Source organism: Candidatus Endoriftia persephonae (genome assembly GCF_023733635.1).
In the GTDB taxonomy this organism is placed as follows: domain Bacteria; phylum Pseudomonadota; class Gammaproteobacteria; order Chromatiales; family Chromatiaceae; genus Endoriftia; species Endoriftia persephonae.
Genome location: NZ_CP090569.1, coordinates 311,564 through 336,914, shown reverse-complemented (window position 1 = coordinate 336,914; position 25,351 = coordinate 311,564). Strand labels below are relative to the sequence as shown.

19 protein-coding genes are annotated in these 25,351 nt (G+C 59.8%); 5 read left to right on the top strand and 14 right to left on the bottom strand.

Going from position 1 to position 25,351, the window contains the following annotated elements:
* Positions 1-4: 4 nt before the first annotated feature.
* The 7 genes from L0Y14_RS01560 to L0Y14_RS01530 form a co-directional block, all read right to left on the bottom strand.
* Positions 5-871, bottom strand: coding sequence for a glycosyltransferase family protein (locus L0Y14_RS01560; protein WP_006475637.1), 867 nt, complete (start codon positions 869-871; stop codon positions 5-7).
* 13 nt (positions 872-884) lie between these two features.
* Positions 885-1,919: a lipopolysaccharide heptosyltransferase I gene (waaC, locus tag L0Y14_RS01555; protein ID WP_006475638.1), complete on the bottom strand. Its 1,035-nt coding sequence runs from the start codon at positions 1,917-1,919 to the stop codon at positions 885-887.
* Positions 1,916-2,887: a lipopolysaccharide heptosyltransferase II gene (gene waaF / locus L0Y14_RS01550; RefSeq protein ID WP_305790660.1), complete on the bottom strand. Its 972-nt coding sequence runs from the start codon at positions 2,885-2,887 to the stop codon at positions 1,916-1,918. Before waaF ends, waaC begins: the two co-directional genes overlap by 4 nt.
* A 65-nt stretch (positions 2,888-2,952) precedes the next feature.
* Positions 2,953-3,141 carry a zinc-finger domain-containing protein gene (locus L0Y14_RS01545; RefSeq protein ID WP_005960845.1) on the bottom strand — a complete coding sequence of 63 codons (189 nt, stop codon included), beginning with the start codon at positions 3,139-3,141 and terminating at the stop codon, positions 2,953-2,955.
* Positions 3,142-3,168: 27 nt separating this feature from the next.
* Positions 3,169-4,095, bottom strand: coding sequence for a branched-chain amino acid transaminase (locus L0Y14_RS01540; RefSeq protein ID WP_006475640.1), 927 nt, complete (start codon positions 4,093-4,095; stop codon positions 3,169-3,171).
* 20 nt (positions 4,096-4,115) lie between these two features.
* Positions 4,116-6,962 carry a bifunctional [glutamate--ammonia ligase]-adenylyl-L-tyrosine phosphorylase/[glutamate--ammonia-ligase] adenylyltransferase gene (gene glnE, locus L0Y14_RS01535; protein WP_251859240.1) on the bottom strand — a complete coding sequence of 949 codons (2,847 nt, stop codon included), beginning with the start codon at positions 6,960-6,962 and terminating at the stop codon, positions 4,116-4,118.
* Between the two features lie 84 nt (positions 6,963-7,046).
* Complete coding sequence (locus L0Y14_RS01530; RefSeq protein WP_005960851.1) at positions 7,047-7,463, bottom strand: hypothetical protein; 417 nt, start codon at positions 7,461-7,463, stop codon at positions 7,047-7,049.
* A 271-nt stretch (positions 7,464-7,734) separates the two neighbouring features.
* On the opposite strand from L0Y14_RS01530, the gene L0Y14_RS01525 reads away from it, so the two are divergent.
* Positions 7,735-9,831 carry a right-handed parallel beta-helix repeat-containing protein gene (locus tag L0Y14_RS01525; protein WP_006475644.1) on the top strand — a complete coding sequence of 699 codons (2,097 nt, stop codon included), beginning with the start codon at positions 7,735-7,737 and terminating at the stop codon, positions 9,829-9,831.
* A 170-nt stretch (positions 9,832-10,001) separates the two neighbouring features.
* A complete protein-coding gene (locus tag L0Y14_RS01520) occupies positions 10,002-11,714 on the top strand; it encodes a right-handed parallel beta-helix repeat-containing protein (protein ID WP_006475645.1) in 1,713 nt (570 codons plus the stop codon).
* A 443-nt stretch (positions 11,715-12,157) separates the two neighbouring features.
* Here L0Y14_RS01520 and groL read toward each other — a convergent pair whose 3' ends face one another.
* Positions 12,158-13,813 carry a chaperonin GroEL gene (gene groL, locus L0Y14_RS01510; protein ID WP_006475646.1) on the bottom strand — a complete coding sequence of 552 codons (1,656 nt, stop codon included), beginning with the start codon at positions 13,811-13,813 and terminating at the stop codon, positions 12,158-12,160.
* 81 nt (positions 13,814-13,894) lie between these two features.
* A complete protein-coding gene (groES, locus tag L0Y14_RS01505) occupies positions 13,895-14,185 on the bottom strand; it encodes a co-chaperone GroES (RefSeq protein ID WP_005960857.1) in 291 nt (96 codons plus the stop codon).
* 300 nt (positions 14,186-14,485) lie between these two features.
* Between groES and L0Y14_RS01500 the strand changes: the two genes are divergently transcribed.
* Genes L0Y14_RS01500 through L0Y14_RS01490 form a run of 3 tightly spaced genes read left to right on the top strand, consistent with a single transcriptional unit; the run spans position 14,486 to position 17,090 of the window.
* On the top strand, positions 14,486-15,316 hold the full coding sequence (locus tag L0Y14_RS01500; RefSeq protein ID WP_005960858.1) for an ABC transporter substrate-binding protein: 831 nt from the start codon (positions 14,486-14,488) through the stop codon (positions 15,314-15,316).
* Positions 15,313-16,308: a FecCD family ABC transporter permease gene (locus L0Y14_RS01495; protein WP_005960859.1), complete on the top strand. Its 996-nt coding sequence runs from the start codon at positions 15,313-15,315 to the stop codon at positions 16,306-16,308. Before L0Y14_RS01500 ends, L0Y14_RS01495 begins: the two co-directional genes overlap by 4 nt.
* On the top strand, positions 16,305-17,090 hold the full coding sequence (locus tag L0Y14_RS01490; RefSeq protein ID WP_006475647.1) for an ABC transporter ATP-binding protein: 786 nt from the start codon (positions 16,305-16,307) through the stop codon (positions 17,088-17,090). The genes L0Y14_RS01495 and L0Y14_RS01490 overlap by 4 nt, the downstream gene beginning before the upstream one ends.
* Positions 17,091-17,096: 6 nt before the next feature.
* Here the strand turns inward: L0Y14_RS01490 and L0Y14_RS01485 are convergent, their stop codons facing one another.
* From L0Y14_RS01485 to L0Y14_RS01465, 5 genes are all read right to left on the bottom strand, one after another.
* Entirely contained in the window at positions 17,097-20,240 is a 3,144-nt protein-coding gene (locus tag L0Y14_RS01485; protein ID WP_006475648.1) for a calcium-binding protein, read from the bottom strand.
* On the bottom strand, positions 20,230-20,877 hold the full coding sequence (locus tag L0Y14_RS01480; RefSeq protein WP_138921922.1) for a hypothetical protein: 648 nt from the start codon (positions 20,875-20,877) through the stop codon (positions 20,230-20,232). Before L0Y14_RS01480 ends, L0Y14_RS01485 begins: the two co-directional genes overlap by 11 nt.
* Positions 20,878-21,227: 350 nt before the next feature.
* A complete protein-coding gene (locus L0Y14_RS01475; protein ID WP_040820055.1) occupies positions 21,228-21,812 on the bottom strand; it encodes a hypothetical protein in 585 nt (194 codons plus the stop codon).
* Between the two features lie 3 nt (positions 21,813-21,815).
* The gene (locus L0Y14_RS01470; RefSeq protein WP_006475649.1) at positions 21,816-23,147 is read right to left on the bottom strand and encodes an HlyD family type I secretion periplasmic adaptor subunit; all 1,332 of its coding nucleotides are present in this window, start codon (positions 23,145-23,147) and stop codon (positions 21,816-21,818) included.
* Positions 23,147-25,294: a type I secretion system permease/ATPase gene (locus L0Y14_RS01465; RefSeq protein ID WP_251859239.1), complete on the bottom strand. Its 2,148-nt coding sequence runs from the start codon at positions 25,292-25,294 to the stop codon at positions 23,147-23,149. The genes L0Y14_RS01470 and L0Y14_RS01465 overlap by 1 nt, the downstream gene beginning before the upstream one ends.
* Positions 25,295-25,351 lie beyond the last annotated feature (57 nt).

Below are 25,351 nucleotides of genomic sequence, written 5' to 3'. Positions count from 1 at the left end.
TGCCTCAATCCCGGACCAGCTTGTAGTGCTTCTTGCTCAACTCCAGCCCGAACCAGCGCTCCAGACGCATCGCCCGACGGTGTTTCAGTTCGCGGCGGGTTGGCAGGTAGTCAGGATCAGGGACAAAGCTCTGCTGCGCATCTCGCGCCAGCCAGTCGACCATCACCGACGGGTGAGTTCCCTGAAACCGCGCCAGCGCCTGAGGGTCGATGGCGTAGCCTTCAAACTTAGGCGGCTGATGGCCCCAGTAGCGACTCACCTGATTGATCTTCTCGCGCATCCGCTCGCTGCTGCGCACATGGCCGTAGTGGTAGATCGGCGCATTCGCCAACGCAGCCCGCGGATAGCGGCCCTGCTTGTTTCGATCCATCACCACAAAAAACAGCCCATCGGGGGAGTAGCTGCGAATCGAGTTGCGGATGATCCGCGGTGCGCGCCGATACCAGCCTGGACTGACTGCCAGCCACTCCGGGCTACCGTAGAAATGGTGGTAGTCGAACACCAGCGCCTCCACCTGCGGGTCATCCAGGTGACGCTGCATACTGGCGAGGATGCTATCCAGATCATCCTCATGCAGCACCTCATCCCCCTCCAGATAGAAGGCCCAGTCGCCGCTGCAGTTGAAGTGGGCGATCATCTTCTGCTGGGCATAGACATAGCCGCGGTCCTGCATCGCCTCGTTCCACTGAGTATCGATGATACGGATCTTGTCGCTGCCGATCGCCTCGATCTGTTTACGGGTACCGTCGTCACTCTGCCCCACCGCCACCACAAACTCGTCGCAGATCGGCAACACTGAACGGATGCTCTCGATGAAGGGATAGCCCAACAGCACGCCGTTGCGCAGAAAGGTAAAGCCGCTGACTCGCATGGTCACTCTTCGCTCACTCTGGATCAGGAAGCGACTGTGCCATGTTCGCCTGCAGTTGCGCAAAGACCTGCGGCGGCGACAGGGTTTGAAAGCAGAGCGGCTCGCCCAGATCCGACAGCGGGCAGCGCCGCCTCAGACAGGGTGCACACTTCATCGCCGCCTGGAGATTCTGTTGGCGCGCGCCAATCAACCCGGTCAGGCCCGCTGCGGTGGGACCAAACAGCACGACGCTTGGCACCCCCAATGCCCCAGCCAGATGGGCTAGGCCGGTATCGACCGAGACCACCCCGGCCGCTCCGGCGAGCAGCGCCGCCAATTCACTCAGCTGTAGGCGCGGCATCAGCTTGGCGCTGGCGCTACTCTTGACCAGGCGCAGGCCACGCTCCCGCTCCGCCGGGCTGCCCCAAGAGAGCTGCACCTTAAAACCCGCCTCGGCGGCCAACCCGATCAGCTCCCGCCACTGGGACTCGGGGTAGTGTTTGCTCTGCCAGGTGGTGCCATGCAAAAAGAAGAGGTAGGGCGGTGCTGCAGGATCGGCCTGCTGAAAGCGAGAGGCGATGCCAAAATCGGCCGCGCTCTCTGGCAGAGGATAGCCAAGGGCGGCAGCAAATAGCTGGCGCAGCCGGGCTACCGCGTGTTGCCCCTTGGCTACGCTGAAACAGCGGTCGTAGCCGAGGAAGGCGAGAGGCTCCCGCGCCGAATCGACATCCAGGCCGACCACCTCACCCCGCGCCTGCACTGCCAGCAGAGCGCTCTTCAGCAACCCCTGAGCATCGATCACCAGATCATACTCGCGCTCACGCAAGAGCGTGCGGAAGCACCGCCACTCGCCACTGCGCCAGGCCTGCAGCGGCGCTTTACGCCAGCGCCGCAGTGCTACCGGGATCACCCGCTCCACCGCCGGGTGCCAGGCGGGGATCTCGCCGAAGCCCTCCTCCACCAGCCAGTCGAAGCGGATACCGGGGATCGCCCGCTGCGCATCGCTGAGCGCCGGCAAGCTGTGGATCAGATCTCCCAGGGAGGAGGTCTTGACCAACAGCACTCTCATCGGGGTAGCGCCTCCAGCGCATCGATCACCGACTCTACCGGCAGCCTGTTGAGGCAGTCGAGATGGCCTTTCGGGCATTCACGCTGAAAGCAGGGGCTACAGTCGAGGCCCAACCGCACCACCTTGGAACGGGAATTCAGCGGCGGCGTGAAACCGGGGTCGGTGGAGCCATATACCGCCACCAGACGGCGATCCAACGCGGCTGCGACGTGCATCAACCCAGAGTCGTTGCTGACCACCGCATCGGCCAGGGAGAGCAGATCCACCGCCTGCGCCAGGGTGGTACGCCCGGCCAGATCGACACAGGCCCCGTCGCTCAACCGATCGATCTCGGCGCAAGCAGGCTGATCCTTGTCGGCCCCAAACAGCCAGACCTGCCAGCCCTGGGAGAGATAGTGGTTGGCCAGCTCCGCATAGTGGGCCTCGGGCCAGCGCTTGGAGGGACCAAACTCGGCACCAGGGCAGAGCGCCAGCAGTGGCCGTTCGCCTTTCTTCAGTCCCAGCGCCTGCAGCGCCCGCTGGCGCTCGGCGGGGTCAACCTGCAGCGCCGGGGGCTCAATCTCCGGCAGCTCACGCTCCCCGGCGGGCTGGGCCAGCGCCACGAAGCGCTGCACCGTCATACGCCAGCGCTGTTTGTCGAGCCGGCGGGCATCGTTGAGCAGACCGTAGCGCAGCTCACCGATCCAACCGGTACGTAGAGGGATCCTAGCCCAGAAGGGGACCAGCGCCGATTTGAGGGAGTTGGGGAGGAGGATCGCCTGAGAGTAACCACGATTGCGCAGCGAATGGCCGAGCCGCCAACGCTCAGCCAGACCGAGGCGGCCATGGCCGAGCGGCATCTCGATCGCCGCATCCACCTCTGGCATACGCGCCAGCAGTGGCTTGCTCCAACCGGGGGCGAGAACCTCGACAGATGCTTCGGGGTCGCGCCGTTTCAGCGCCTTGAACAGGCTCTGAGCCATCACCATATCACCGGCCCAGGAGGGGCCGACCACCAGAATGGGGGAAGCGGAGCCCAAACCGATGGCGCTGATCAGTCGTCCAGCTGGTAGCTTGCGCCACAGTAGGGACAGACCGCGCTGCCCGTCTTCTCGATCGGCAGGTAGACCCGCGGATGCATAGCCGCCAGCGGCGCGTCTTGGGGCGGGCAGCTCAGCGGCAACTCGCTACGCTTGACCTTGATCACTTCCTGCCCGACAGGGCGTGCGTTGGATTCAGACATGGGATCTTCCTCTGGAAAAGCAGCGGGTTAGACGTACGCCAGCCACTCGGGGCGGGTCTCGCGGCGGCCGTGGACCTGGTCGAAGTACATCTTCTGCAGCCGCTCGGTGATCGGGCCGCGACTACCGGAACCGATCTGGCGGTTGTCGACCTCGCGGATCGGTGTCACCTCGGCGGCTGTGCCGGTGAAGAAGGCCTCGTCGGCGATGTAGATCTCGTCGCGGGTAATGCGACGCTCCACCACCGGCACGCCGATCTCGCCGGCCAGCTCGATCACCGTCTTGCGGGTGATGCCATCCAGTGCGGAGGTCAGATCGGGGGTGTGCAGAACGCCGTCGCGGACGATGAAGATGTTCTCGCCGGAGCCCTCCATGACAAAACCGTTGGCATCCAGCAGCAGCGCCTCGTCGTAGCCATCGTGCAGCGCCTCCTGCAGCGCCATCATCGAGTTCATGTAGTTGCCATTGGCCTTGGCCCGGCACATGGTGGCGTTGACGTGGTGACGGGTAAAAGAACTGACGCGGATGCGGATGCCCTTGTTGATGCCGTCATCGCCCAGATAAGCGCCCCACTCCCAGGCGGCGACCATCACATGCACCTTGAGATTGTCGGCGCGCAGCCCCATGCCCTCGGAGCCATAAAAACACATCGGACGGATATAGGCGGAATCCAGGTTATTTTCGCGCACCGCCGCCCGCTGCGCCGCGTTAAGGGTGTCGCGATCGAAGGGCATCTGCATCCCCAGGATATGGGCGGAGTTGAACAGCCGTTCGGTGTGCTCCTCAAGCCGGAAGATGGCGGTGCCCTGTTCAGCGTGGTAGGCCCGCACTCCTTCGAACACGCCCATGCCGTAGTGCAGGGTGTGGGTCAGTACGTGGGTCTTTGCCTCGCGCCAAGGCACCATCTCACCGTCAAGCCAGATGACCCCATCGCGATCCGCCATTGTTCCTATCATCAACTACGCCTCGAATGCTTCTACTCTGCCATCAGGTCGGCCCACGCCTCCCTGACCATGGCGCGCTCTTCTGTCAGCTGATCATCGGCGATCAGCGCCGCTTGATCCTGGAGCGCGTTGCGGTGATAGACCGCACGGAAAACCTTGTAGGCGCCAGTCATCAACTCCGCGGTGTCGCCGGCCAGCAGACCAAGCCGCGACAACGTCTCCAGCAACCGGACATTGTCGGTCCACTCCAGCAGTTCGGGGTGTTGATGCGCCCACCGAAGGACCGCGTATTGAACCATAAATTCAATATCGACGATACCGCCCCGCCCCTGCTTCAGATCGAACTGGGCGGCACTGCTTTTATCCAGGCTCTGGCGCATCTTCTCGCGCATTTCCAGCACCTCGGCGCGCAGCCGCTGCGCCTCCCGCGGCTGGCCGAGGATATGCCGGCGAACCGCCTCAAAGCGTGCCTTCGCCTTCGGGTCACCTGCCACCGGGCGGGCACGAATCAGCGCTTGGTGCTCCCAGGTCCAGGCCTTCTCCTGCTGATAACTCTCGAAGGTCCGCATCGAGCTGACCATCATCCCGGAATTGCCGTTGGGCCGCAGCCGCATATCCACCTCGTAGAGGATGCCGGAGGGGGTGCGGGTGGTGAAGAGGTGGATCATGCGCTGCGCCAGGCGCGCATAGAAAACCTCCACCGGGATCGACTTTGCGCCGTCTGTCTCGGCAAACTGATCGTCAATGGCGTGCAGAAAGACCATATCGAGATCGGAACTGTAGCCCAACTCGATGCCGCCGAGCTTGCCGTAGCCGATCACCACGAAGCTGCTCTCGCCGACCGCCAGCCCCTTCGGTGCTCCGTAGCGTTGCACCATCGCAGCCCAGGCCTGCTCGACCACCCGCACGATGCTGGTCTCGGCGATCTCGGTCAGATAGTCGCTGACCACCATCAGCGGAACCTGTCCAGTGATATCCGCCGCCGCCACCCGCAGCATGTTGCTCTGGGTGAACTGGCGCAGCCGCTCCATCTGCTGCTCCAAATCGTCCTTCTCGATCCCGGCGAGCTGGACCTCCAGCTCCTGCTCCAATTCCCGGCGATTGAGCGGCGAGTAGAGCCGACGCGGATCGAGCAGCTCATCCAGCAGGATCGGATGCCGCGACAACAGCCGGGTGATCCAGGGACTGACGCCACTCAGCCGCACCAGCTGCGACAGCCCCAGCGGGCTCTCCACCAACAGCGCCAGATAGGCGGTGCGGCGCACGATCGACTCGAGCAGATCAAGCAGCCGTTGCAGGGTCTGATCCGGATTCTCCTGCTGCCCCGCCGCTTCCAGCAGCAACGGCATCAGCTCACCGAGGCGGGCGCGACCGCGCGCGCCCAGGCCACGGCAGGCGGCGCAGCCGTGAAACTGCTGCAGCCGCCGGTGGGTCTCGGCCACCGCATTAAAGCCAGCCTCGGCCAGCGCCGCCTGGGCCTCCTCCGGCTCCATACTCTCATCCCAGACGCCACTCAGCGGCTGGCTGTCACTCTCTACCTCGGCCTGTGGCGCGGCAAATACCTTGTCAAAATGCCCCTGCACCCGCTGCCGATGGCGCGCCAGCGCCGCGGCAAACGGCTCCCAGCTGCCGAAGCCCATGGCCCGGGCCAGACGCAGCCGCAATCCTTCATCCGTTGGCAGCAGGTGGGTCTGGCGGTCCGCCCAAGCCTGGATACGGTTCTCCACCAGACGCAGGAACTCATAGGCCTCAGCCAGCTCACGCACCACATATTCGGGCAGGTACTCTTTCTGCTGCAGCCGCTTCAGCACCGGTAGGATTGGCCGGATCTGCAGCTCGGAATCCCGCCCGCCGCGGATCAGCTGAAACGCCTGGCCGATGAACTCGATCTCGCGGATGCCGCCGGCCCCCAGTTTGATATTGGCGTCCATACCCTTCTTGTGCAGCTCAGCGCTGATCATGCGCTTCATCTTGCGCAGCGATTCGATGGCGCCAAAGTCGAGGTAGCGACGGTAAACAAACGGGCGCAGTAGCGCCATCAATACCTCACCCGCCGCCGGATCACCCGCCACCAAGCGCGCCTTGATCATGGCATAGCGCTCCCACTCCCGCGCCTGGGAGTGGTAGTAGTTCTCCAGGGCATCGAAGTGCATCGCCAGCGGACCAACACTGCCAAAGGGACGCAGGCGGGTGTCGACGCGAAATACAAAACCGTCTGGGTTGACGGTATCGAGCGCCTGCACCAGACGCTGGCAGAGGCGAATGAAGAACCGCTCATTGCTGCGCGGCCGCGGGCCATCGGTCTCGCCTGGCTCCGGGTACGCAAAGATCAGGTCGATATCGGAGGAGAGATTGAGTTCGCGTGCGCCCAGCTTGCCCATGCCGAGCACCAGCAAGGACTGGGCCTCGCCTGCGGCGTTGCGCGGCGTACCCATCTCCCGGCAGGTCCAGTCATAGAGCAGCACCAGACTCTGCTGGATGGTGATGTCGGCCAGTTCGGAGAGGTCTTCCAGGGTCTCACCCAGCGGCGCCCAGCCGGCAATGTCGCGGCAGATGATGCGCACCATCTGCTGGCGGCGGAACTGGCGCAGAATCTTGTGCAGGGCGGTTTCGTCGCTGGCATCCGCCAGTCGCTCTGCTAGCTGACCTGCCATCTCGCCAGCGGTGTAGCTCGACTGCAGCTGACCACTGTTAAGCAGCCCCGGCAGCAGCCCCGGATCCCGCTTGCAACTCTGCGCCACATAACCGCTCGCCTCCCAGGCCCGCTTCAGGTCTGCCACCAGGGCTGCAGTATCGGGCACCCGCTCGCCGGCATCGGCCAGCGTCTCGCACCAGGCGGACCACTCCACCTCCACACTCTCGGCAATTGCGTCGGACATACCAGTCCCTAATTTGGCCACTCTGGGGAAAGAGGGAACAGCTTACTGCCCTACCATGCGCGACTCAATCAGACTGATGATCGGTTATGGAACGAGCTGCACCCCATGCTGCATCAGCCAGTCTCGGTCGAGTTCCCAGCTCACCCGTTCGACCGCCGGGTCGGCCAGCACCATGTCTCGGGCTTTGGTCTGGATTCGCGCCAGCTCACGCTGTGCCTGCTGAAAGCGCGGGCCGCTGGTCTGGCGGGATGTGAGATCGTCAAACAGCAGGTGCAGAATCCGCTCCACCGGAACCTCAGTGGAGCGCGGCGTACTCATCACCGCCTTGCGCCCATCGAGCCGCACCACCCGGAAACGGTAGCTGAAGCTGTTCAGCTCCGGATCAGCTGCGAGACGCTGGTTCAATTCGCTGACTTTCGGGCTTTCATAGCCGAACAGCAGCGCCAGACCGAGCACCAGCAAAACCAAAAAGACCACGTAGTTGCGAGTTCCTCTGTCCATCTCTCTTCACCAACAGGTAATACGGGTTACTAATGGTAACAACGCCATAGCCACCACGACTTTGCGAATCCGCAAACACCGCCATTCAACGCCGCACAATCCCCCTCGTGGCGGACCGGGTTCCCACCCAGGCCGAAAGCGGTTCACATTTTGTAAGATTTCCCGACTGTCAGGCGCTCCTGCCCACCAGGATTGCGAAGCAGGCAAGGACTTTGTTTCCCGCAACCTCCTATTCTAGCCCGCAACATCAGCAATCTCAGAAAGGCCGTTCATGAACAACCGCAACCTGCTACTTCTGCTTCTCTCCACTTCGCTTTCAGGGCTACTGCTCTCCGCCTGTGACGACAGCAGTACAGTGGTAAGCAGCACCACTGCCAACACCAGTAGCAGCTCAGGCGGCAGCTCTAGCGGTAGTTCGATCGCCATCAGCACTACCACAGGTTTCACCTCTGGTACTGGCAGCAGCGATTCAAGTTCAACCACCACATCGACCACAACCGCCAACCGGGCACCCGAGATCTCCGGCACCCCGCCGAGCCGCATCGAGGAGAACAGCAGCTACAGCTTTACTCCGGCGGCCAGCGATCCGGATGGCGATCCCCTGACCTTCAGCGTCAGCGGCCTGCCGGCTTGGGCCCGCTTCGATGCCGTCACCGGCACCATCAGCGGCTCCCCGCATGCAGGTGATCTCGGCCATCATAGCGGCATTCGGGTGCATGTCAGCGACGGCACCCACCAGGTCTCACTGCCGGCGTTTGAGATTACCGTGGATCAGGCCGCAGTCATCGCTACCGGTAACCGCCTCTTCGTCGACAACCAGATCAGCAGCTCAAGCTGCAACGACTACGCTCCCGAGAGCCGCAGCTGTGGCGGCGGCAGCGACACCGCCTACAACACTTTCGACGGCGCGACCGCTGTGGCCCAGGCTGGCGACACCGTCTATGTGCGCGAGGGCCGCTTTAAAGAGCAGCTGAAGGTGCGCAACTCCGGCACTGAAGGCAACTTTGTCACCTTCCGCAACTACCAGTCGGAGACGGTCACCATCACCGGCGCCACACTGGCCCCGGCGATCGACCTGACCGACCGGGAGTATGTGGTGATCCAGGGCTTTAATGTGGACAAGGTCGGACGCTGGCTCTACTTCCTCGAGGCACACAACAACATCGTGCGCGACAACCACTTCAGCCAGGCCTATGACTCGGCCGGCTCCAAGGCGGGCATCTTCTTCTTCCACGCCAGCCACAACCGATTCATCAACAACACCCTGGAAGATAACGAGGACGATGCACTCTCGCTGGTCGATTCGGAGCGCAATCTGGTGGAGGGCAACAGTATCATCAACGCCTTCCACTCCCTGTGGGATATCCGCTGCGGCAACTACAACGTGCTGCGCAACAACTACTTCTACAACGAACGGCAGAAGGATGGCGAAGTCTACGACTGCGACGGCCAAGTCAAAACCTACAAATACAACGCCACCAAGCACAACCTGATCGAGGGCAACGAGTTTGACTACACCGCCAACTCCGGCAACAAGTCGCCCTTTTCTGGCATCCAGTATGGCGGCCAGGACGGCATCATCCGCCATAACCGCTTCCACGACACCACCGGCCCCGCCCTTCGCCTGGCACTCTACGGCACCGAGGCCAACCATGTCACCGGCAACCGGGTCTATCAGAACGTTATGCACAACTCCGACTTCGCCGGCGTCTGGATCCAACCAAAGCACAGCGTGAGCGACAACATCTTCAAGAACAACATTCTCGGCGGCAGCAGCTTCGTCAACAACGACAACCGCTGGAGCTGGTGGAACAATGAATTGAAAGGCGAACCGGTGCAGCTCTACCTGAGCCGCGACTCAGGCTACCTGTTCGACACCAACGCCTTCGCCCACGCCAACCCCGACCAGCCCTACCTGATCACCTACGGCAACGGCTTTCGCGAATCCGGCATCGATCCACAACGTTCTGTCGCTTGGTGGAACAGCAACGAACCCGGCAAGTTCCGCAATAACATGGTTGCGCAGCCGGCGTTTGTTGACGAAGGGGGGCGTGACTTCCACCTCAAGGCAGGCAGTCCGATGATCGATGCCGGTACTTTTCTCACCCAGACCGCCAGCGCTGGCAGCGGCACCACCCTGCCGGTAAAAGATGCCGCCTACTTCTACGACGGATTCGGCATTCCCGGCGAACAGGGCGACGAGATCCAGCTGGAGGGGAACAGCGCCACCGCCATCGTGGTCGCAGTGGACTACGCAAACAACACCCTGACCCTCGACCGCTCTCTGAGCTGGAGCAGCGGTCAGGGGGTGAGCCTAAAGTACAACGGCAATGCACCGGATATCGGCGCCTTCGAGTCCGAAGGCTAGATCCTGTCAATGAGGGGGGGGCCAATCCAATGCTGACGGCGGGCATGGCCCGCCTTATACAGCTGCCAAACAGTCGGCCACTCCACCAGGCTTACGAACAAAACAAGGATTTCCTTTCCCTCCAAGCCCTACAATAGAGTGCCACCTCAGCACTCTCAGAAAGGGCATTCATGGACAACCGCAACCTGCTTCCTCTGCTTCTCTCCATTTCGCTTTCGGGGCTAACGCCCTCCGCCTATAGCGGAAGCCCCAGCCCGGCCACACCACCCACACTTGGGATCAGCGCGGATCAGACAACGGCCATCAGCAACGGCAACCGCCTGTTCGTCGACAACCAGATCGGCAAGTCGAGCTGCACCAACTACACCCCGGAGAGCCGCAGCTGTAGCGGCGGCAGCGACACCGCCTATAACTCCTTCGACGAGGCAAGCAGAGCGGCCCATGCCGGCGACACCGTCTATGTTCGCGAGGGCCGCTTCAAGGCGCAGCTGAAGGTGCGCAACTCCGGCACTGAGGGCAACTTTGTCACCTTCCGCAACTACCAGTCGGAGACGGTCATCATCACCGGTAAAAAGCTAAAACCAGCGATCGACCTGAGCAACCGGGAATATGTAGTGATCCAAGGCTTCAATGTCGAGAAGGTAGGGCGCTGGCTCTACTTCCTGGAGGCCCACAACAACATCGTGCGCGACAACCACTTCAGCCAGGCCTACGACAGAGCCGGTTCCAAGTCGGGCATCTTCTTCTTCCACGCCAGCCACAACCGCTTCATCAACAACACCCTGAAAGGCAACGCGGACGACGCGCTCTCGCTGGTCGACTCAGAGCGCAACCTGGTGGAGGGCAACTCCATCCGCAACGCCCACCACGCGCTGTGGGATATCCGCTGTGGCAACTACAACGTGCTGCGCAACAACTACTTCTACAATGAGCGACAGAAGGGCGGCGAGGTCTACGACTGCGATGGTCAGGTGAAGACCCGCAAATACAACGCCACCCGGCGCAACCTGATCGAGGCCAACGAGTTCGACTACACCGCCAACTCCGGCAACAAGTCCCCCTTCTCCGGCATCCAGTACGCCGGTCAGCAGGGGATCATCCGCCACAACCGCTTCCACGACACCACCGGCCCCGGCCTGCGCATGGCGCTCTACGGTAAGGAGGCGCGGCACAACTGGGGCAACCGGGTCTACAACAACCTCTTCTACGCCTCCCAGTTCGCCGGCATCTGGCTGCAACGCAGCCGCAAGGGTGGCCAGTTTGAGGATAACCGCTTCACCAACAACCTGCTCAGCGGCAGCCGTTTCGTCAACAATGACAGCCGCTGGGCCTGGTGGAACCAGATCCTCAAGGGCAAGCCGGTGCAGCTCTACCTCGACCGCCGCGACGGCTACCGGTTCGACCACACCGCCATCATCAGCGCCAGCGGCGATGGTCCCTACCTGGCGATCTACGGTAACGGCAACCGCGGCCCGGAGCGCCCCCAGCTGACCATCACCCAGATGAACCGGCAAGACCCCAACTTTCAGCACGGCCTGGTGATCGCCGCCCCCCACTTCATCGACCCAGCCAACCACGACTACCGCCTGCGGGACGACAGCCCGCTGATCGACGCCGGTACTTTTCTCACCCAGACCAGCAGCGCCGGCAGCGGCACCGAGATGAAGGTAAAAGATGCCGCCTATTTCTACGACGGCTTCGGCATCCCCGGCGAACAGGGCGACCAGATCCAGCTCGATGGCGATACCCAAAGCACACGGATCATCAGCATCGACTACGCGACAAACACCCTGCGCCTCGACCACCCCCTCAGTTGGCGCAAGGGTCAAGGGGTGAGCCTGAAATACAACGGCAAGGCACCGGATATCGGCGCATACGAATAGGGCCCCCATAGGCGCCAAACCAACGCTGCCGGCGGGCCGCATGCTCGCCCTATTGGCAGCCACGTTTCTGGCCACCACATCGATAATGGAATCGACTACGCTCGGCATTTCGATTACGTCCACATAAACCCGCTCAAACATGGGCTGGTAGAACGCGTAGTCGATTGGCCCTGGTCTACCTTTCATCGCCACGTAGGGGAATGGTGGTTACCCAGCGATTGGGGTGGAGATTTGAAACTACCCACCGACATTGGCAATGAATAATCGGCGGGCGCGTGTCTGTTACATAGGGCGCCCCATGGGCGCCAACCCAATGCTGCCAGCGGGCATGGCCCGCCCTATAATCTGCCATTTGTGGCATGAGCGGTGCTACAGGCACAAAAAAAGCCCCGCAACTTTCGCTGCGGGGCTTCTCCAGGCTAAGGCTGGATGGGGGAGGATGATTACATCATGCCGCCCATGCCACCCATTCCGCCCATACCACCCATGCCGCCCATATCGGGTGCAGCAGCTGGCTCATCCTTTGCCTCTTCGGCCACCATGCACTCGGTGGTGATCATCAGACCGGCCACAGAGGCGGCATTCTGCAGCGCGAAACGAGTCACCTTGGTGGGATCGAGGATACCCATCTCGATCATGTCACCGTAGGTGTCGTTAGCGGCGTTGAAGCCGAAGTTACCTTCGCCCTCGCCCACCTTGTTCAGCACCACTGACGGCTCGCCACCAGCGTTGGCAACGATCTGGCGCAGCGGCTCTTCCATGGAGCGGCAGGCGATGGTGATGCCCACATCCTGATCATGGTTGTCGCCCTTGAGCGCCTTGACCGCCTGCAGGGCACGCACCAGGGCAACACCGCCGCCGGGTACCACACCCTCTTCCACCGCAGCACGGGTGGCGTGCAGGGCGTCTTCGACGCGAGCCTTCTTCTCTTTCATCTCGACCTCGGTGGCGGCACCAACCTTGATCACGGCCACACCGCCGGCCAGCTTAGCGACACGCTCCTGCAGCTTCTCGCGGTCGTAGTCGGAGCTGGTCTCTTCGATCTGAGCGCGGATCTGCTCGACCCGGGCCTTGATGTCGTTCTCGGCGCCGGCGCCATCGATGAGGGTGGTCTCGTCCTTAGTAATGACGATTTTCTTAGCGGTGCCCAGCTCGCTCAGGCCAGCCTTCTCCAGGCTCAGACCCACCTCTTCAGAGATCACGGTGCCGCCGGTGAGGATCGCAATATCCTGCAGCATCGCCTTGCGGCGATCACCGAAACCGGGGGCTTTGACGGCGGCAACCTTGACGATGCCGCGGAGGTTGTTGACGACCAGGGTCGCCAGTGCCTCGCCATCCACGTCTTCGGCGACGATCAACAGCGGCTTGCCCGCTTTGGCCACACCTTCCAGCACCGGGAGCAGGTCGCGAATGTTGGAGATCTTCTTGTCGTGCAGCAGCACGTAGGGGTCTTCCAACTCGGCGGTCATGCTTTGCTGGTTGTTGACGAAGTAGGGGGAGAGGTAGCCGCGGTCGAACTGCATGCCTTCTACCACATCCAGCTCGTTGTCGAGGGCGGAACCCTCTTCCACAGTGATCACGCCTTCCTTGCCCACCTTCTGCATCGCCTCGGCGATGATGTTGCCGATGTTCTCATCGGAGTTGGCGGAGATGGTACCGACCTGGGCGATCTCCTTGTCGTCAGAGCAGGGTCTGGAAATCGACTTCAGTTCCTTGACTGCGGCAGAGACAGCGCTATCGACACCGCGCTTCAGGTCCATCGGGTTCATCCCGGCGGCAACCGCCTTCAGACCTTCGCGAACGATCGCCTGGGCCAGTACGGTGGCAGTGGTAGTGCCGTCACCGGCCACGTCGGAGGTCTGGGAGGAGACCTCTTTCACCATCTGTGCACCCATGTTTTCGAACTTGTCGGAGAGTTCGATCTCTTTGGCGACAGAAACGCCATCTTTGGTCACGGTGGGGGCACCGTAGGACTTCTCAAGCACCACGTTGCGGCCTTTGGGGCCGAGGGTGGTCTTGACGGCATTGGCGAGGATATTGACGCCATTCATCATACGAACGCGGGCATCATCACCGAACTTAACTTCTTTTGCGGACATTGAGTAGTTCCTTGATTAAAGATTGATAGGGGAGCGTGGAGCGGCCGCCAGCGGCGCTCGACACGTGCCTGATAGCTGGCTTTAGCCTTCGATGACACCCATGATGTCTTCTTCGCGCATCACCAGTACTTCTTCACCATCGACCTTGACCTCGGTGCCGGAGTATTTACCAAACAGCACCTTGTCGCCGACCTTCACATCCAGCGGGGTGACCTCGCCGTTGTTGTTGATCTTGCCTTTGCCAACCGCAAGAATCTCGCCCTGCATGGGCTTTTCGGTGGCAGCATCGGGCAGCACGATACCGCCAGGGCTGGTGCGCTCTTCTTCCATACGACGAACGATCACACGATCGTGCAACGGACGAATATTCATCGAGTGTATTCTCCTGATTGGGTTTATAATGGTTGGTTTTCTAATTATCCGAGGCAAGCGCTGTTAGCACTCGCCTCGACTGAGTGCTAATAATAGGGACAAAAAACGGAGAGTCAAGGGAACAAGTCTAGCATTGGCCGCGACTGGCAAAACCACTCATCCGGCGGGCGGGAGCCGTGGATGGATCTGGGCACTTGGACAAACAATACAGCGGCTCAAGGGCGATCGGTTATGATACCAGCCTCACCCGCTTGCGCGGCACTCGGCAGAATTCTCTGACTCCCTAACGACCGATATCCATTGCACCAATCAGCTCCCTTCACCACCCTGCTCTGGCTGCTGCTGACAGTCTGTACCTACGCCTTTGGCGCAGCGCCCGAGCGGGTGGTTTCAATCAATCTCTGCAGCGACCAGCTGCTGGTGCTGCTGGCCGAGCCGGAGCAGATCGCCTCGGTGAGCCACCTGGCCAGTCGCCCGGAAAACTCCTTTGTCGCCGAGGCAGCCAAGCAACTGCCGCAAAACCATGCACGCATCGAAGAACTGCTCACGCTACGCCCCGATCTACTCCTCGCCAGCCCCTACAGCGATCCGCGCCTGCTACAGGCGCTGCGCCGCTTCGGTCTGCGGGTGGAGGTGATCCCGACAGCCAATGACCTAGCGGCGATCCAACAGAACATTCAGAAGATGGGGCAACTGCTCGGCCAGCAGGCACGCGCGCAGCAGATGATCGACGAGATGCAGCAACGGCTGGCGAACCTCGATATCAGTCACGATGGCGAACCACCCGGCGCCATCTTCTATCAACCCCGCGGATACACCGCCGGACTCGGCACTCTGCAGCACAGCGCCCTGCTGCTGGCGGGCTGGCGCAACCTGGCAGCGGAAGCGGACATTGAAGGCTTTCAGCCCATCGATCTGGAGCGCCTGCTGCTGGCACAGCCCAAACGCATCTTCACCTCACCGGTCTCCAGCGAGCATGCATCCCGTGCCGAACGCCTGTTGCAGCACCCCGCGCTCCGCGCCCTGCGCCCGGAGGAGCCGTTCACGGTGGTCGATTTCAAACACTGGATCTGTGGTGGGCCGATGTTTGTCGATGCGGTAGAGGCTCTCCACCGGGAGCGACAACTGTGAACACCAATCTCCAACCAGAGAAACGCTGGCTGCTGCCACTGCTGGCGGCCAGCAGCGGGCTGCTGTTTCTGCTCTCCCTCACCATCGGCGCACAATCGATCCCCCTCAGCCAAGCCCTCGCCGAGATGGTCACGGATCAGGGCGGAGTCTATGGCCTGATCCTCACCGAGGTGCGCCTGCCACGCAGCCTGATCGCGCTGGTCACCGGCGCCACTCTGGGGCTCTGCGGCGCCGCCATGCAGGGGCTGCTGCGCAATCCGCTGGCTAGCCCCGGCCTGATCGGTAGCGCCAGTGGCGCGGCGCTCGGCGCGGTAGTGCTGCTCTATTTCGGCCTCTCCAGCATCTTCCCGCTGGGCGGCATCGTTGGGGCGCTGGCGGCGACCGGGCTGGTCTGGCTGCTGGCCGGGCGTAGCGCCAGCATCCTCACCCTGATCCTCGCCGGGATGGCGGTCAACGCGCTGGCACTGGCGCTGATCTCGCTGCTGCTCAACCTCGCCCCCAGCCCCTATGCGGTGCAGGAGATCGTGCTCTGGATGATGGGCTCGCTGGCCAACACCAGCCTTGACGACCTCTGGCTGCTGTTGCCCGGCACGCTGCTCGGCTGGCTGCTGCTGGCGGGCAGCGGGCGCGGCCTGGATGCGCTGACCCTGGGCGAGGAGACCGCCCACTCCCTCGGCATCGACCTCCAGCGACTGCGCTGGCGGCTGTTCACCGCGGTGGCGCTGGCGGTGGGCTCAGCGGTCTCGATCACCGGCAGCATCGGCTTTGTGGGGCTGGTGGTACCACACTTGCTGCGACCCCTGGTTAGCCATCAGCCGGGGCGCCTGCTCGCTGCCAGCGCCTTTGGCGGCGCAATCCTGCTGCTACTAGCCGACATCGCGGTGCGGTTACTGCCGACCCAGACGGAGCTGAAGGTCGGGGTGGTCACCTCCTTGGTCGGCGCCCCCTTCTTTCTGCACCTGATCCTGAAGAGCCGGAGCGAGCAGCCATGAGCCAGCTGACAGCCAAGGGGGTGGGATTTCGGCGGGGTGAGCGACAGATCCTGGCGGGGGTCGATTGCCGGCTCGAGGCGGGAGAACTGATCGGCATCATCGGCCCCAACGGCGCCGGCAAGAGTACCCTGCTCAGGCTGTTGGCCGGGCTGCTGCCGGCCGATGCCGGGCAGGTTTGGATCGACCATGAGGTGCTGAGCCAGATCGCCCCCCGGCAGCGAGCCCGGGCGGTTGGCTATCTCCCCCAGGAGAGCCCGACCCACTGGCCGATCAGCGTTGAGCGGTTGGTCACCCTCGGCCGCCTGCCCCACCTGGCACCTTGGCAGCCCCCCGCCGAGGCCGACCGGCTGGCGGTGGAGCGGGCGCTACGCCAGACCGGGCTGCTTGAACTGCGTCATCGGCCGGTGGACCAGCTCTCCGGCGGCGAACGGGCGCGGGTGATGATCGCCCGCATGCTCGCCGGCGAGCCACCGATCCTACTCGCCGACGAGCCGGTCGCCTCCCTCGACCCGGCCCACCAACTCGACATCATGCAACTGTTCGCCGACCACTGCAGCAATGGAGGCAGCGCCGCCCTGGTGCTGCACGACCTGCGCCTCGCCGCCCACTACTGCCAGCGGCTGCTGCTGATCGATGGGGGCAGATTGGTCGCCGAGGGAACGCCGGAGCAGGTGTTGAGCAAGGCGAATCTATTACGAGTATTTCAACTCAGGCCACTGACTGGGAAGACGGCCTTCTCAATCGGCTGGACCAAGGCCAGTGCCCTTGGTCCAGACCGATAGGTAAGATCAGGCCGCCTCCCAAGCAGCTGCAATCACAGGCTGCAGCTGATCCTCCCTCTGCCCTGCGCATCTCAACTCAGATCCAGCCGGCGGGGAAAATACCGCCATCGCCTGCACCAGTTGCTCCACCCGCGTGTGTTCAAGTACACCATCTGCCGTCTCGATTCGACCGACATGGTAGGCCTCACCTCGGTACCAATTGCTGACTCTGATAGAGCCTGAGTCTCCAAACATGTCGATCAGCAGGTCGTTGCCAGAACGGCTGAACCAGAGATCTTGTTGGGAGATAGAGTCGGCAAATTGAATGTGGTCCGAACGACCGGCGCGGGTGATGGTGTCTCTACCATCACCACGGTCCCAGCGATACCGATCCACGCCCCCGTTGCCACACAGACGATCATCTCCCTCTCCTCCAATGAGGATGTCATCGCCAGCCCCCCCGTAAATCTGATCATTGCCAAGCCCGCCATCGAGAAGGTCATCACCCCCCTCTCCATATATCCAATCACCACTCGCAAAGCCAAACATGTGATCATTGAACTCTCTTCCTTTCAGATAATCGCGGCCTCCACCACCAGCGACTACGACTTCCTCGAACATCTGTTGTGCGCTGATGGATGAACCATCAGCAAATTTGATGCTGCCCAGGGCATAACGGTCACGGCCATTTCCACGAAAATGTTCATTAATCTGAATAGACCCCGCATGATCAGCAAACGAAATTACCAGATTGCCATGCTCACGGTGCAACCTAATGTCCGATGCATTGATGCCTGCCCCAAGCTCCAGGATGTCGATTGATGAGGCTCTTTCGATAACATCATCTCCATCACCAAGACTCCATCGGTAGGTATCAACACCACGGTCACCCTTCAGCCAATCGTTGCCTTTGCCGCCGGTAAGGATGTCATCTCCGTCACCACCAAACAGGCAATCATTACCATCTCCACCCTCAAGGACATCCGCTTCTGCACTGCCATTGAGGACATCCCGTCCATCAAGTCCACGGACCAATGCTGCCGAAGAGGATTTTAGCCAGTCATTACCACTATTCCCATCGAGCAGATAGCCTGTCTGTCGAATGCGCTCGATCGATGCGTCATCCATCTCATGATCTGTCAACAATCCACTCAGAAAGTTTGGAATATTCCATCCGGCCTGTTGCAACTCCTTTCCATAGGCCCTTGTGAAGTCATAGAAGTCCCAACTGCCTGCTTGCGCATTTTTATCGAAGGCGTCTTCCAGCTGAGATTCAAGCACACCAAAGTCAAGCGCGAGCTCCCCATCCTTGAGTGCTATTTCAATGTTGTCCAGGTAATGACTCAGCCTGGTTTGCGTGGCCAACCCAAAATAGACCGACTCTTTGAGTGCCTCATAACCCTTTTCCAATTGTTCCAGCTGCTGCGCCCTGAGATTGATCTCAGTGATTATGGTGTTGTAGTTCAGCCGACCTGTACTTCCCGCCTGTCCAAAACGGTCTATCTTCCCTCCAGATGCCGTTAGACTGAGCGGCGTTTGATTGCTTCTGGGTGGCCGAGAAAAACCAATGAACTCCTCACCATTAAAACGCTCCATGACGCCAATCATGCGAAACCAGCGTTGGTATTCGGCACGAGTCTCTGACGAGTAGGCTTCGGCGAGAAAGTCACTCAAACCTTTTGGGGTTTTTGGAAGCTGGGAATTAGAGGCGCTGGCAAGTCCAATTAGATCAGGAACCTCATCCAAATTTCCGAGCTTGTAGATAACCGCAAAACCCTCACTGCGAGCCCGCTCAAACATCGTGGCCATGGTGCTGGTTTCACTCCATTTGAGCAGCAGTTCATCCAGCATCGCCATCTGTTCATCACGGGTAGTGGCTTCGCTGTAGCGTTCAAGCATCTGCGCCAACTCGGGTGAGAGGCTTGCCGCCTCACGCAAGCTGCGCACAAGACCGGAACCCCGCATCTCAGGCAGCGCCTTGGCCTGATCAGTCAACTCAATCTTATCCACGAATTCAGTAAGGAAATTAGAGTGCGCAAGATTGAGATCCGCCAACTGGCCATTGCTGCCATCACTTCGAGTGAATTCGCCATCTGCAATCAGATGATTCAGATTACCCAGCGGGATATCGGTCTTCTTGCCATTTGTACCCAGCGAGTCGATCCCCAACTCTTCCAGGGATTTCAGCTCGTTATCCTGGGACACACCATCCTGGTTGAGATCCTGCCAGACGCGCAGCTTTGAATAGACTGAGTCTGAGGCATCGATATTGCCATCACCGTTTGAATCCTGTTGCGCCAACGCCTCAAATCCATCACGGGCTTTTGAGCCATCACTCAGGAGTGTATTGTCGCCAAACAACTCACGGCCTGAATCGATCAGGCCATTTCCGTTCCTGTCCAACACCAGCCAGCCATCATCGGCATCCAACCAGCCGGTCCCTGTTTTGATGCGATCGGCATCGTGATCAAAGGTGACCAGATTATTCCAGCCCCAGAAGCGACTTGTTTCGAGGCCATCGCCATCAAGATCAAGGGCTAATGGATCGTTGTTACGGACACCTTTTCCACGAAGAAAGTTATGGGCAACATCATTATCAATATCTGGCCAATAGGCATCAATCAGCTCTCCTACTGCAAGAGAACCCACCCATATAGCTCCCGCAACTGCATATGCAGGCCACGCTCCCGCTAAAGACATGGTAACCAATGCCCCTATCACTATTCCGGAACCGATTTTCGCGAGCTCCTTTAGCACCTCATTGCTTTTCCCATCCTGATATGCCTCAGCAAGTGAAGCAGCATTCAGCGCAAGTCCATAAGCCCCCATCTTTCCTACGAATGGTTTTAATGCCGAATCCATCTTCTTCCAAAAAGCATCCACCGAACCCGAGTTTCTGGCCTCGTCCGCCCAGCCTCCTGCCTGCTTTGCAGCAGCATCCCATACAGCCCTTTTTGCACCTGCCCCGCTTCCTGAACGATTTGCCATATTTTTAGCTGATCGTTCAAACGCCCTCGCTGTAGCCTCTGCATCTAGATGTGCAGAATCAATCCCATTTCGCAGATCCTTTTGAGACATATATCCCATCATATATGTCGTAGCATCCTTCATATATGCCGCCAAATCATTCACATATTCTCCATATGCATACCCTTGATCATCATTCATCATTCTCACTCCTTGACTTCATCTCATTACGAATCTTTTGATGGGCCAAAATTCCAGCAATAAAAGTGCAAAGTAACGCCTGACAAAAACCCACATGCACAGCAAGCCCAAGTTTTGTTCGCGTCATCAATCGCCCCACCACATCATTGACTCCACGCCCCTTAAAAACCCCACCTGGACCAGGATCACCTAATAACCACACCCCTAAATACACCATTAAAATTACACCCAAGAATAAAATCCATTGAAGCGAAACAACCTTTTTTTCAAGACTTTTTCGCCGCACCTCATTACACAGGAACAATTCATTTCTATATTTCACAAACATCAGGAGACAGAACGGAAAGCAAAGCCACATAATTGAAGACGCAACCAGACTCACATTGGGAAACAATGAATACTGAGCTGTAATCCATACTGATCTATTCCAACTCGTTACAAATTGAGTCAATCCATTAATAACAACGCCTTCTGGATTAACCGAATTTGGCACAGAATAGACGACAGCCACACAAAACAGGATCCATATCAGAGCTAACACTGACCCGTCCCAACGCAGGCATCGCAGACCTTCTCTTCCTAATGCCGACACACCACCAAACAATATAAAATCAATCCACTTTTTTATTTTATGCTTCATTGCTAACCTCGACAGTCATATCAAATATGCTGACCTTCTATATCCCTCGCCCAAAAACGCACCTAACCTCACCGCTATAGCCCTTCCACATAAAATTCTTCATCAGCCCACAGAAAGTCCGTGAATCTTTGTCATTCAGCCCCCAGACAATCATTCGACCATCTCTCTCAAAGCGGGAACCGCGATTGAAGCTGACATAGCTGGTGTAGGTTGAACGATTATCGAACAGCTTTTCGAGAATAGGGGACAGACCACGGTTTTCTTGGCTGACAACCGTGGTCTGTCCCCTGTTTCTCACACACCTATTGCCGACTTTATTTGCGCAACAAATTCAGGCTCTAGCTTTGCAGTCATTTTTTATCTCCTTGAAACTCATTAGCACCATGTGTTTTGCATCGAGCTGCCATGAAATACTCCCAACCGATCTTTATTAACGGCGACACGCCAACCAGTGTAACAACCAACAAAAACCACGGATCCCAATATTTCTTCATTGAAATCCTACGTTTTTTTGTAGGCCCATAATTAATTACTAGCCTTTTATCCATCTGTAGCTGATAGATATGATCCAGATACCCAAACATTGACTGTTTTCTTTGACTCCATACTGTCACCGGCCGGCTGGCAACTTCACTGCCCTCTGTTTTATCTAGACACACATCATATTTAACCTCCTCTCCATCCTCGGTTTGCAAAACCAATACATCACCACAACCTGTTCGCAACGCCTGCCTTACTTCCTTTACAACACCAGACCGAACATCCATCTCCTCAAGATCCAGAACTGGTGTCAGGTAATCCAGAAACTGGTTCAGCGCAACTGACAAGAATGCACATGAAAATATCAATTCCACCCGTCTCCTTTTGTCTTTCGATAACTTTGATTTACCCATTACGATCTCCACATATATTTCACCGCCATTAATATCGACCATTTATTACCGCTCGCGAACACTCTCTTGTTTGTATTTCAACAAAGGCGCCAGAAAATATTCAATCAACCGTCGCCGGCCAGTCTTGGCCTCCACCGTGACACTCATCCCCGGCGTGAGCCTGACCAACCGCTTGCCCACCTGAATTGTCGTCTTTTCCAGCACTACCCTGGCCTTGAACACCAGGCCTTTGGTCTCATCCATCACCGCATCGTTGGAGATGTCGGTCAATTCGGCATCGATGGTGCCGTATTTAGTGAAGGGGAAGGCGTCGATCTTGACCTCAGCCCGTTGGCCCTCCTCGACAAAGCCAATATCTTTGTTCTCGATCAGAGCCTCGACTTCGAGCTGCTCAGCAGAGGGCACAATGCGCATCAACTCCTGAGCTGGGGTCACGATGGCGCCGATGGTATGGATGGCGAGTTGCTGCACGACACCGTCCACCGGTGCCGTGAGGGTCTGTGCATAATTGCGGACCTGGGCCTTGATGATCTCTTGGGTAATCGCATTGGCTTGCCGGGTGATTTCGCTCAACTGGTCGAGGGTCTGGCGCTGGAATTCACTACGGGCCTGGCGGATCTTCGCCTGCCACTCCGCCACCGCCTGTTGCAACTCCCTTCTGCGGCTGCGCTGAGTGGCCAGATCATGTTGGGCACTGATCCGCTCCTGTTCCACCTCAAGCACCTTGTGGCGGGCCACCGCGTTGGTCTTGAGCAGGGTCTGCATGTCGTCGGCACGCTGGCTGATCAGAGGCAGGGTGGCGGCGAGCTTGGCGATCTGCTGCTCCAGGGTGTCACGTTCGGCCCTGTACCGGGCCAGTTCGCTCTTGAGGGTTGCGAGATGCTCCCGATACTCGCGCCATTGGCTCTGCAGCAGGTTACTTTCGAGGCTAGAGAGCCCCGCAGTCACCGGGTCTTGGTGCGCCTTGGGGGCGGCAATCCATTCGCTCAACAGTTGCAGGCGGCGTTGACGCTGTTTGAGTTGCGCGGCCTCCTGCCTCAGCCTGGCCAGCTCCGCCTGGGTGGTGGTGAGGTCGAGTTCGATCAGCCGCTCACCCGCTTTGACGGTCTGGCCCTCTGTCACATGGATCTGGATCACCCGGCCACTCTCCAGGGGCTGGATCAGCTTGCTGTGGCCACTGGGGATGATCCGCCCCTGGGCCACCGCGACGATATCGACCCGACCGATCAGCGCCCAGATCACCGCCAGCAGGAAGAACAGCATCAGGCTCCAGCTGATCGCTCGACCAATAGGGGATGGCGGTGTATCGCGCACCTCCAGCGCCGCCGGCAGGAAGGCCTGTTCATCCGACCGGCGATAGTGCTGCGTATCGCTCATCAGGCCTGCACCTCGCGCTGACGGCCACTCTGATGGGCGTGAAGTTGGGCGTAGATGCCGGCCTGCTGGAGCAGTTGTTGATGGCTGCCCTGCTCCACGATCCGCCCCTTGTCGATGACGATGATGCGGTTGGCATCCCGCACGGCACTGAGCCGATGGGCGATGATGAAGACGGTTCGCTCTTTGCAGATCTGACGCATGTTCTGCTGGATGATGTGTTCCGACTCGTAATCCAGCGCACTGGTCGCCTCGTCGAAGATCAGGATACGAGGATTGGTGACCAAAGCACGGGCGATAGCGATGCGCTGACGCTGGCCACCGGAGAGGCTACTGCCCTGCTCGCCCACCAGGGTGTCGTAGCCTTCCGGTAGTTCGAGGATGAAGGCATGGGCTCCCGCCTCTTGCGCGGCGGCCACCACCCGCTCCATCGGCATCGCCGGATCGGCCAGGGCGATGTTCTCCCGCACCGTGCGATTGAACAGGCGGTTCTCCTGTAACACCACCCCCACCTGTCGGCGCAGCCAAGCCGGCTCCACCAGGGCCAAATCGACTCCATCGATCAGCAGCCGGCCGGCCTCAGGCACATAGAGCCGTTGGATCAGTTTGGTGAGGGTACTCTTGCCGGAACCAGAGCGGCCGACAATGCCGATCACCTCTCCTGGCTCTATCTGCAGCTCGATGCCATCCAGCACCCTGGGACGATCCGGGCCGTAGCGGAAGGCGACCTGTTCGAAATGGACCGCCCCCTTGAGAGCCGGCAGGGTGGCGCGCCCCGGATTGTAGCCCGGCTCCGGTGGGGTATTGAGGATGTCCCCCAAGATGCCGGCCTGCTGGAAATCCTGCCAGAGCTGCACCAGCCGCAGGATCGGCCCGCTGACACGCCCGGCGAGCATGTTGAAGGCAATCAGCTGGCCCACGCTGAGCTCGTTCTTCATCACCAGAGTGGCACCAATCCAGAGGATCAACACGGTGGTGACCTTGTTGATCAGGCCAGCGCTCTGACCAGCGATATTGCCCAGGTTGGCCGCCCGGAAGCTGGCGCTGACATAGGCGGCAAGCTGCTCCTCCCAGCGGCGTTGCATCTGCGGCTCTACCGCCATCGCCTTGAGCGTCTCAACACTGCTCACCGACTCCACCAGAAAGGCCTGGTTCTCTGCACCCCGGGCGAACTTCTCGTTGAGCCGGCTGCGCAGTATTGGGGTGACAAAGAGCGACAGCAGCAGATAGAAAGGGATCGCCCCCAGCACCACCCAGATCAGGGTCGGGCTGTAGCTGTACATCACCACAAAGAAGACCAGGGTGAAAAAGAGGTCGATCACCACCGTCAAGCCCGATCCGGTAATGAAGTCACGGATCGTCTCCAACTCCCGTACCCGGGCCACCGAATCCCCCACCCGACGGGCCTGGAAATAGCCCAGCGGCAGACGCAGCAGGTGGTCAAAGAGGCGGGCGTCGAGGCTCACGTCGATGCGGTTGGTTGTATGCGAAAAGAGGCAGGTGCGCAAACCACCCAACACTACCTCGAAGACCGACACCGCCAGCAGGCCGATGGCGAGCACATCCAGGGTGGTCATGCCCCGATGCACCAGCACCTTGTCGATCACCACCTGAAAAAAGAGCGGCGTGATCAGGGCGAAAAGCTGCAGGAAGAAGGAGGCCAGCAGCACCTCGCTCAGCAGCCGGCGGTATTTAACGATGGCGGGGATGAACCAGCTGAAATCAAAGCGGCTGCCCTGGCCCGGCAACAGCGAGCGTTTAGTGATGAGAATCAGCTCACCGCACCAGGCGGCCTCGAAGATCTCTCTGGGCAGGGTCAGCGGGCGGCTCTCCAGTGGATCCTGGATCAGCAGCCTCTCCGTCTCTCCCTCATAGCCGGCGATGATGAAATAGTGGCCGTCGTTGTGACGGGCGATGGCGGGCAGTGCGGTCTTGGCCAGCCGCTGCCAATTACTCTGGATCGCCCGTGATTTGAGCCCAAGTCGCCTGGCGGCCCGCAGGATATCGTCACTAGAGAAGGGTTCGCCCGGCTTGCCTGACTGGTGAGCGATCTGCTCGGGGTTGGCGGGCAGACCATGAAAACGGGCGACCAGGGCGAGGCAGGCAAGGCCAGTATCTGGCTCTGTTTCCGTATCGATACTGTGGGGCATGGAATCCTTTCCATTAAGACTTTAATTCCTGTAAAAGCTATAAATACATCACACAAC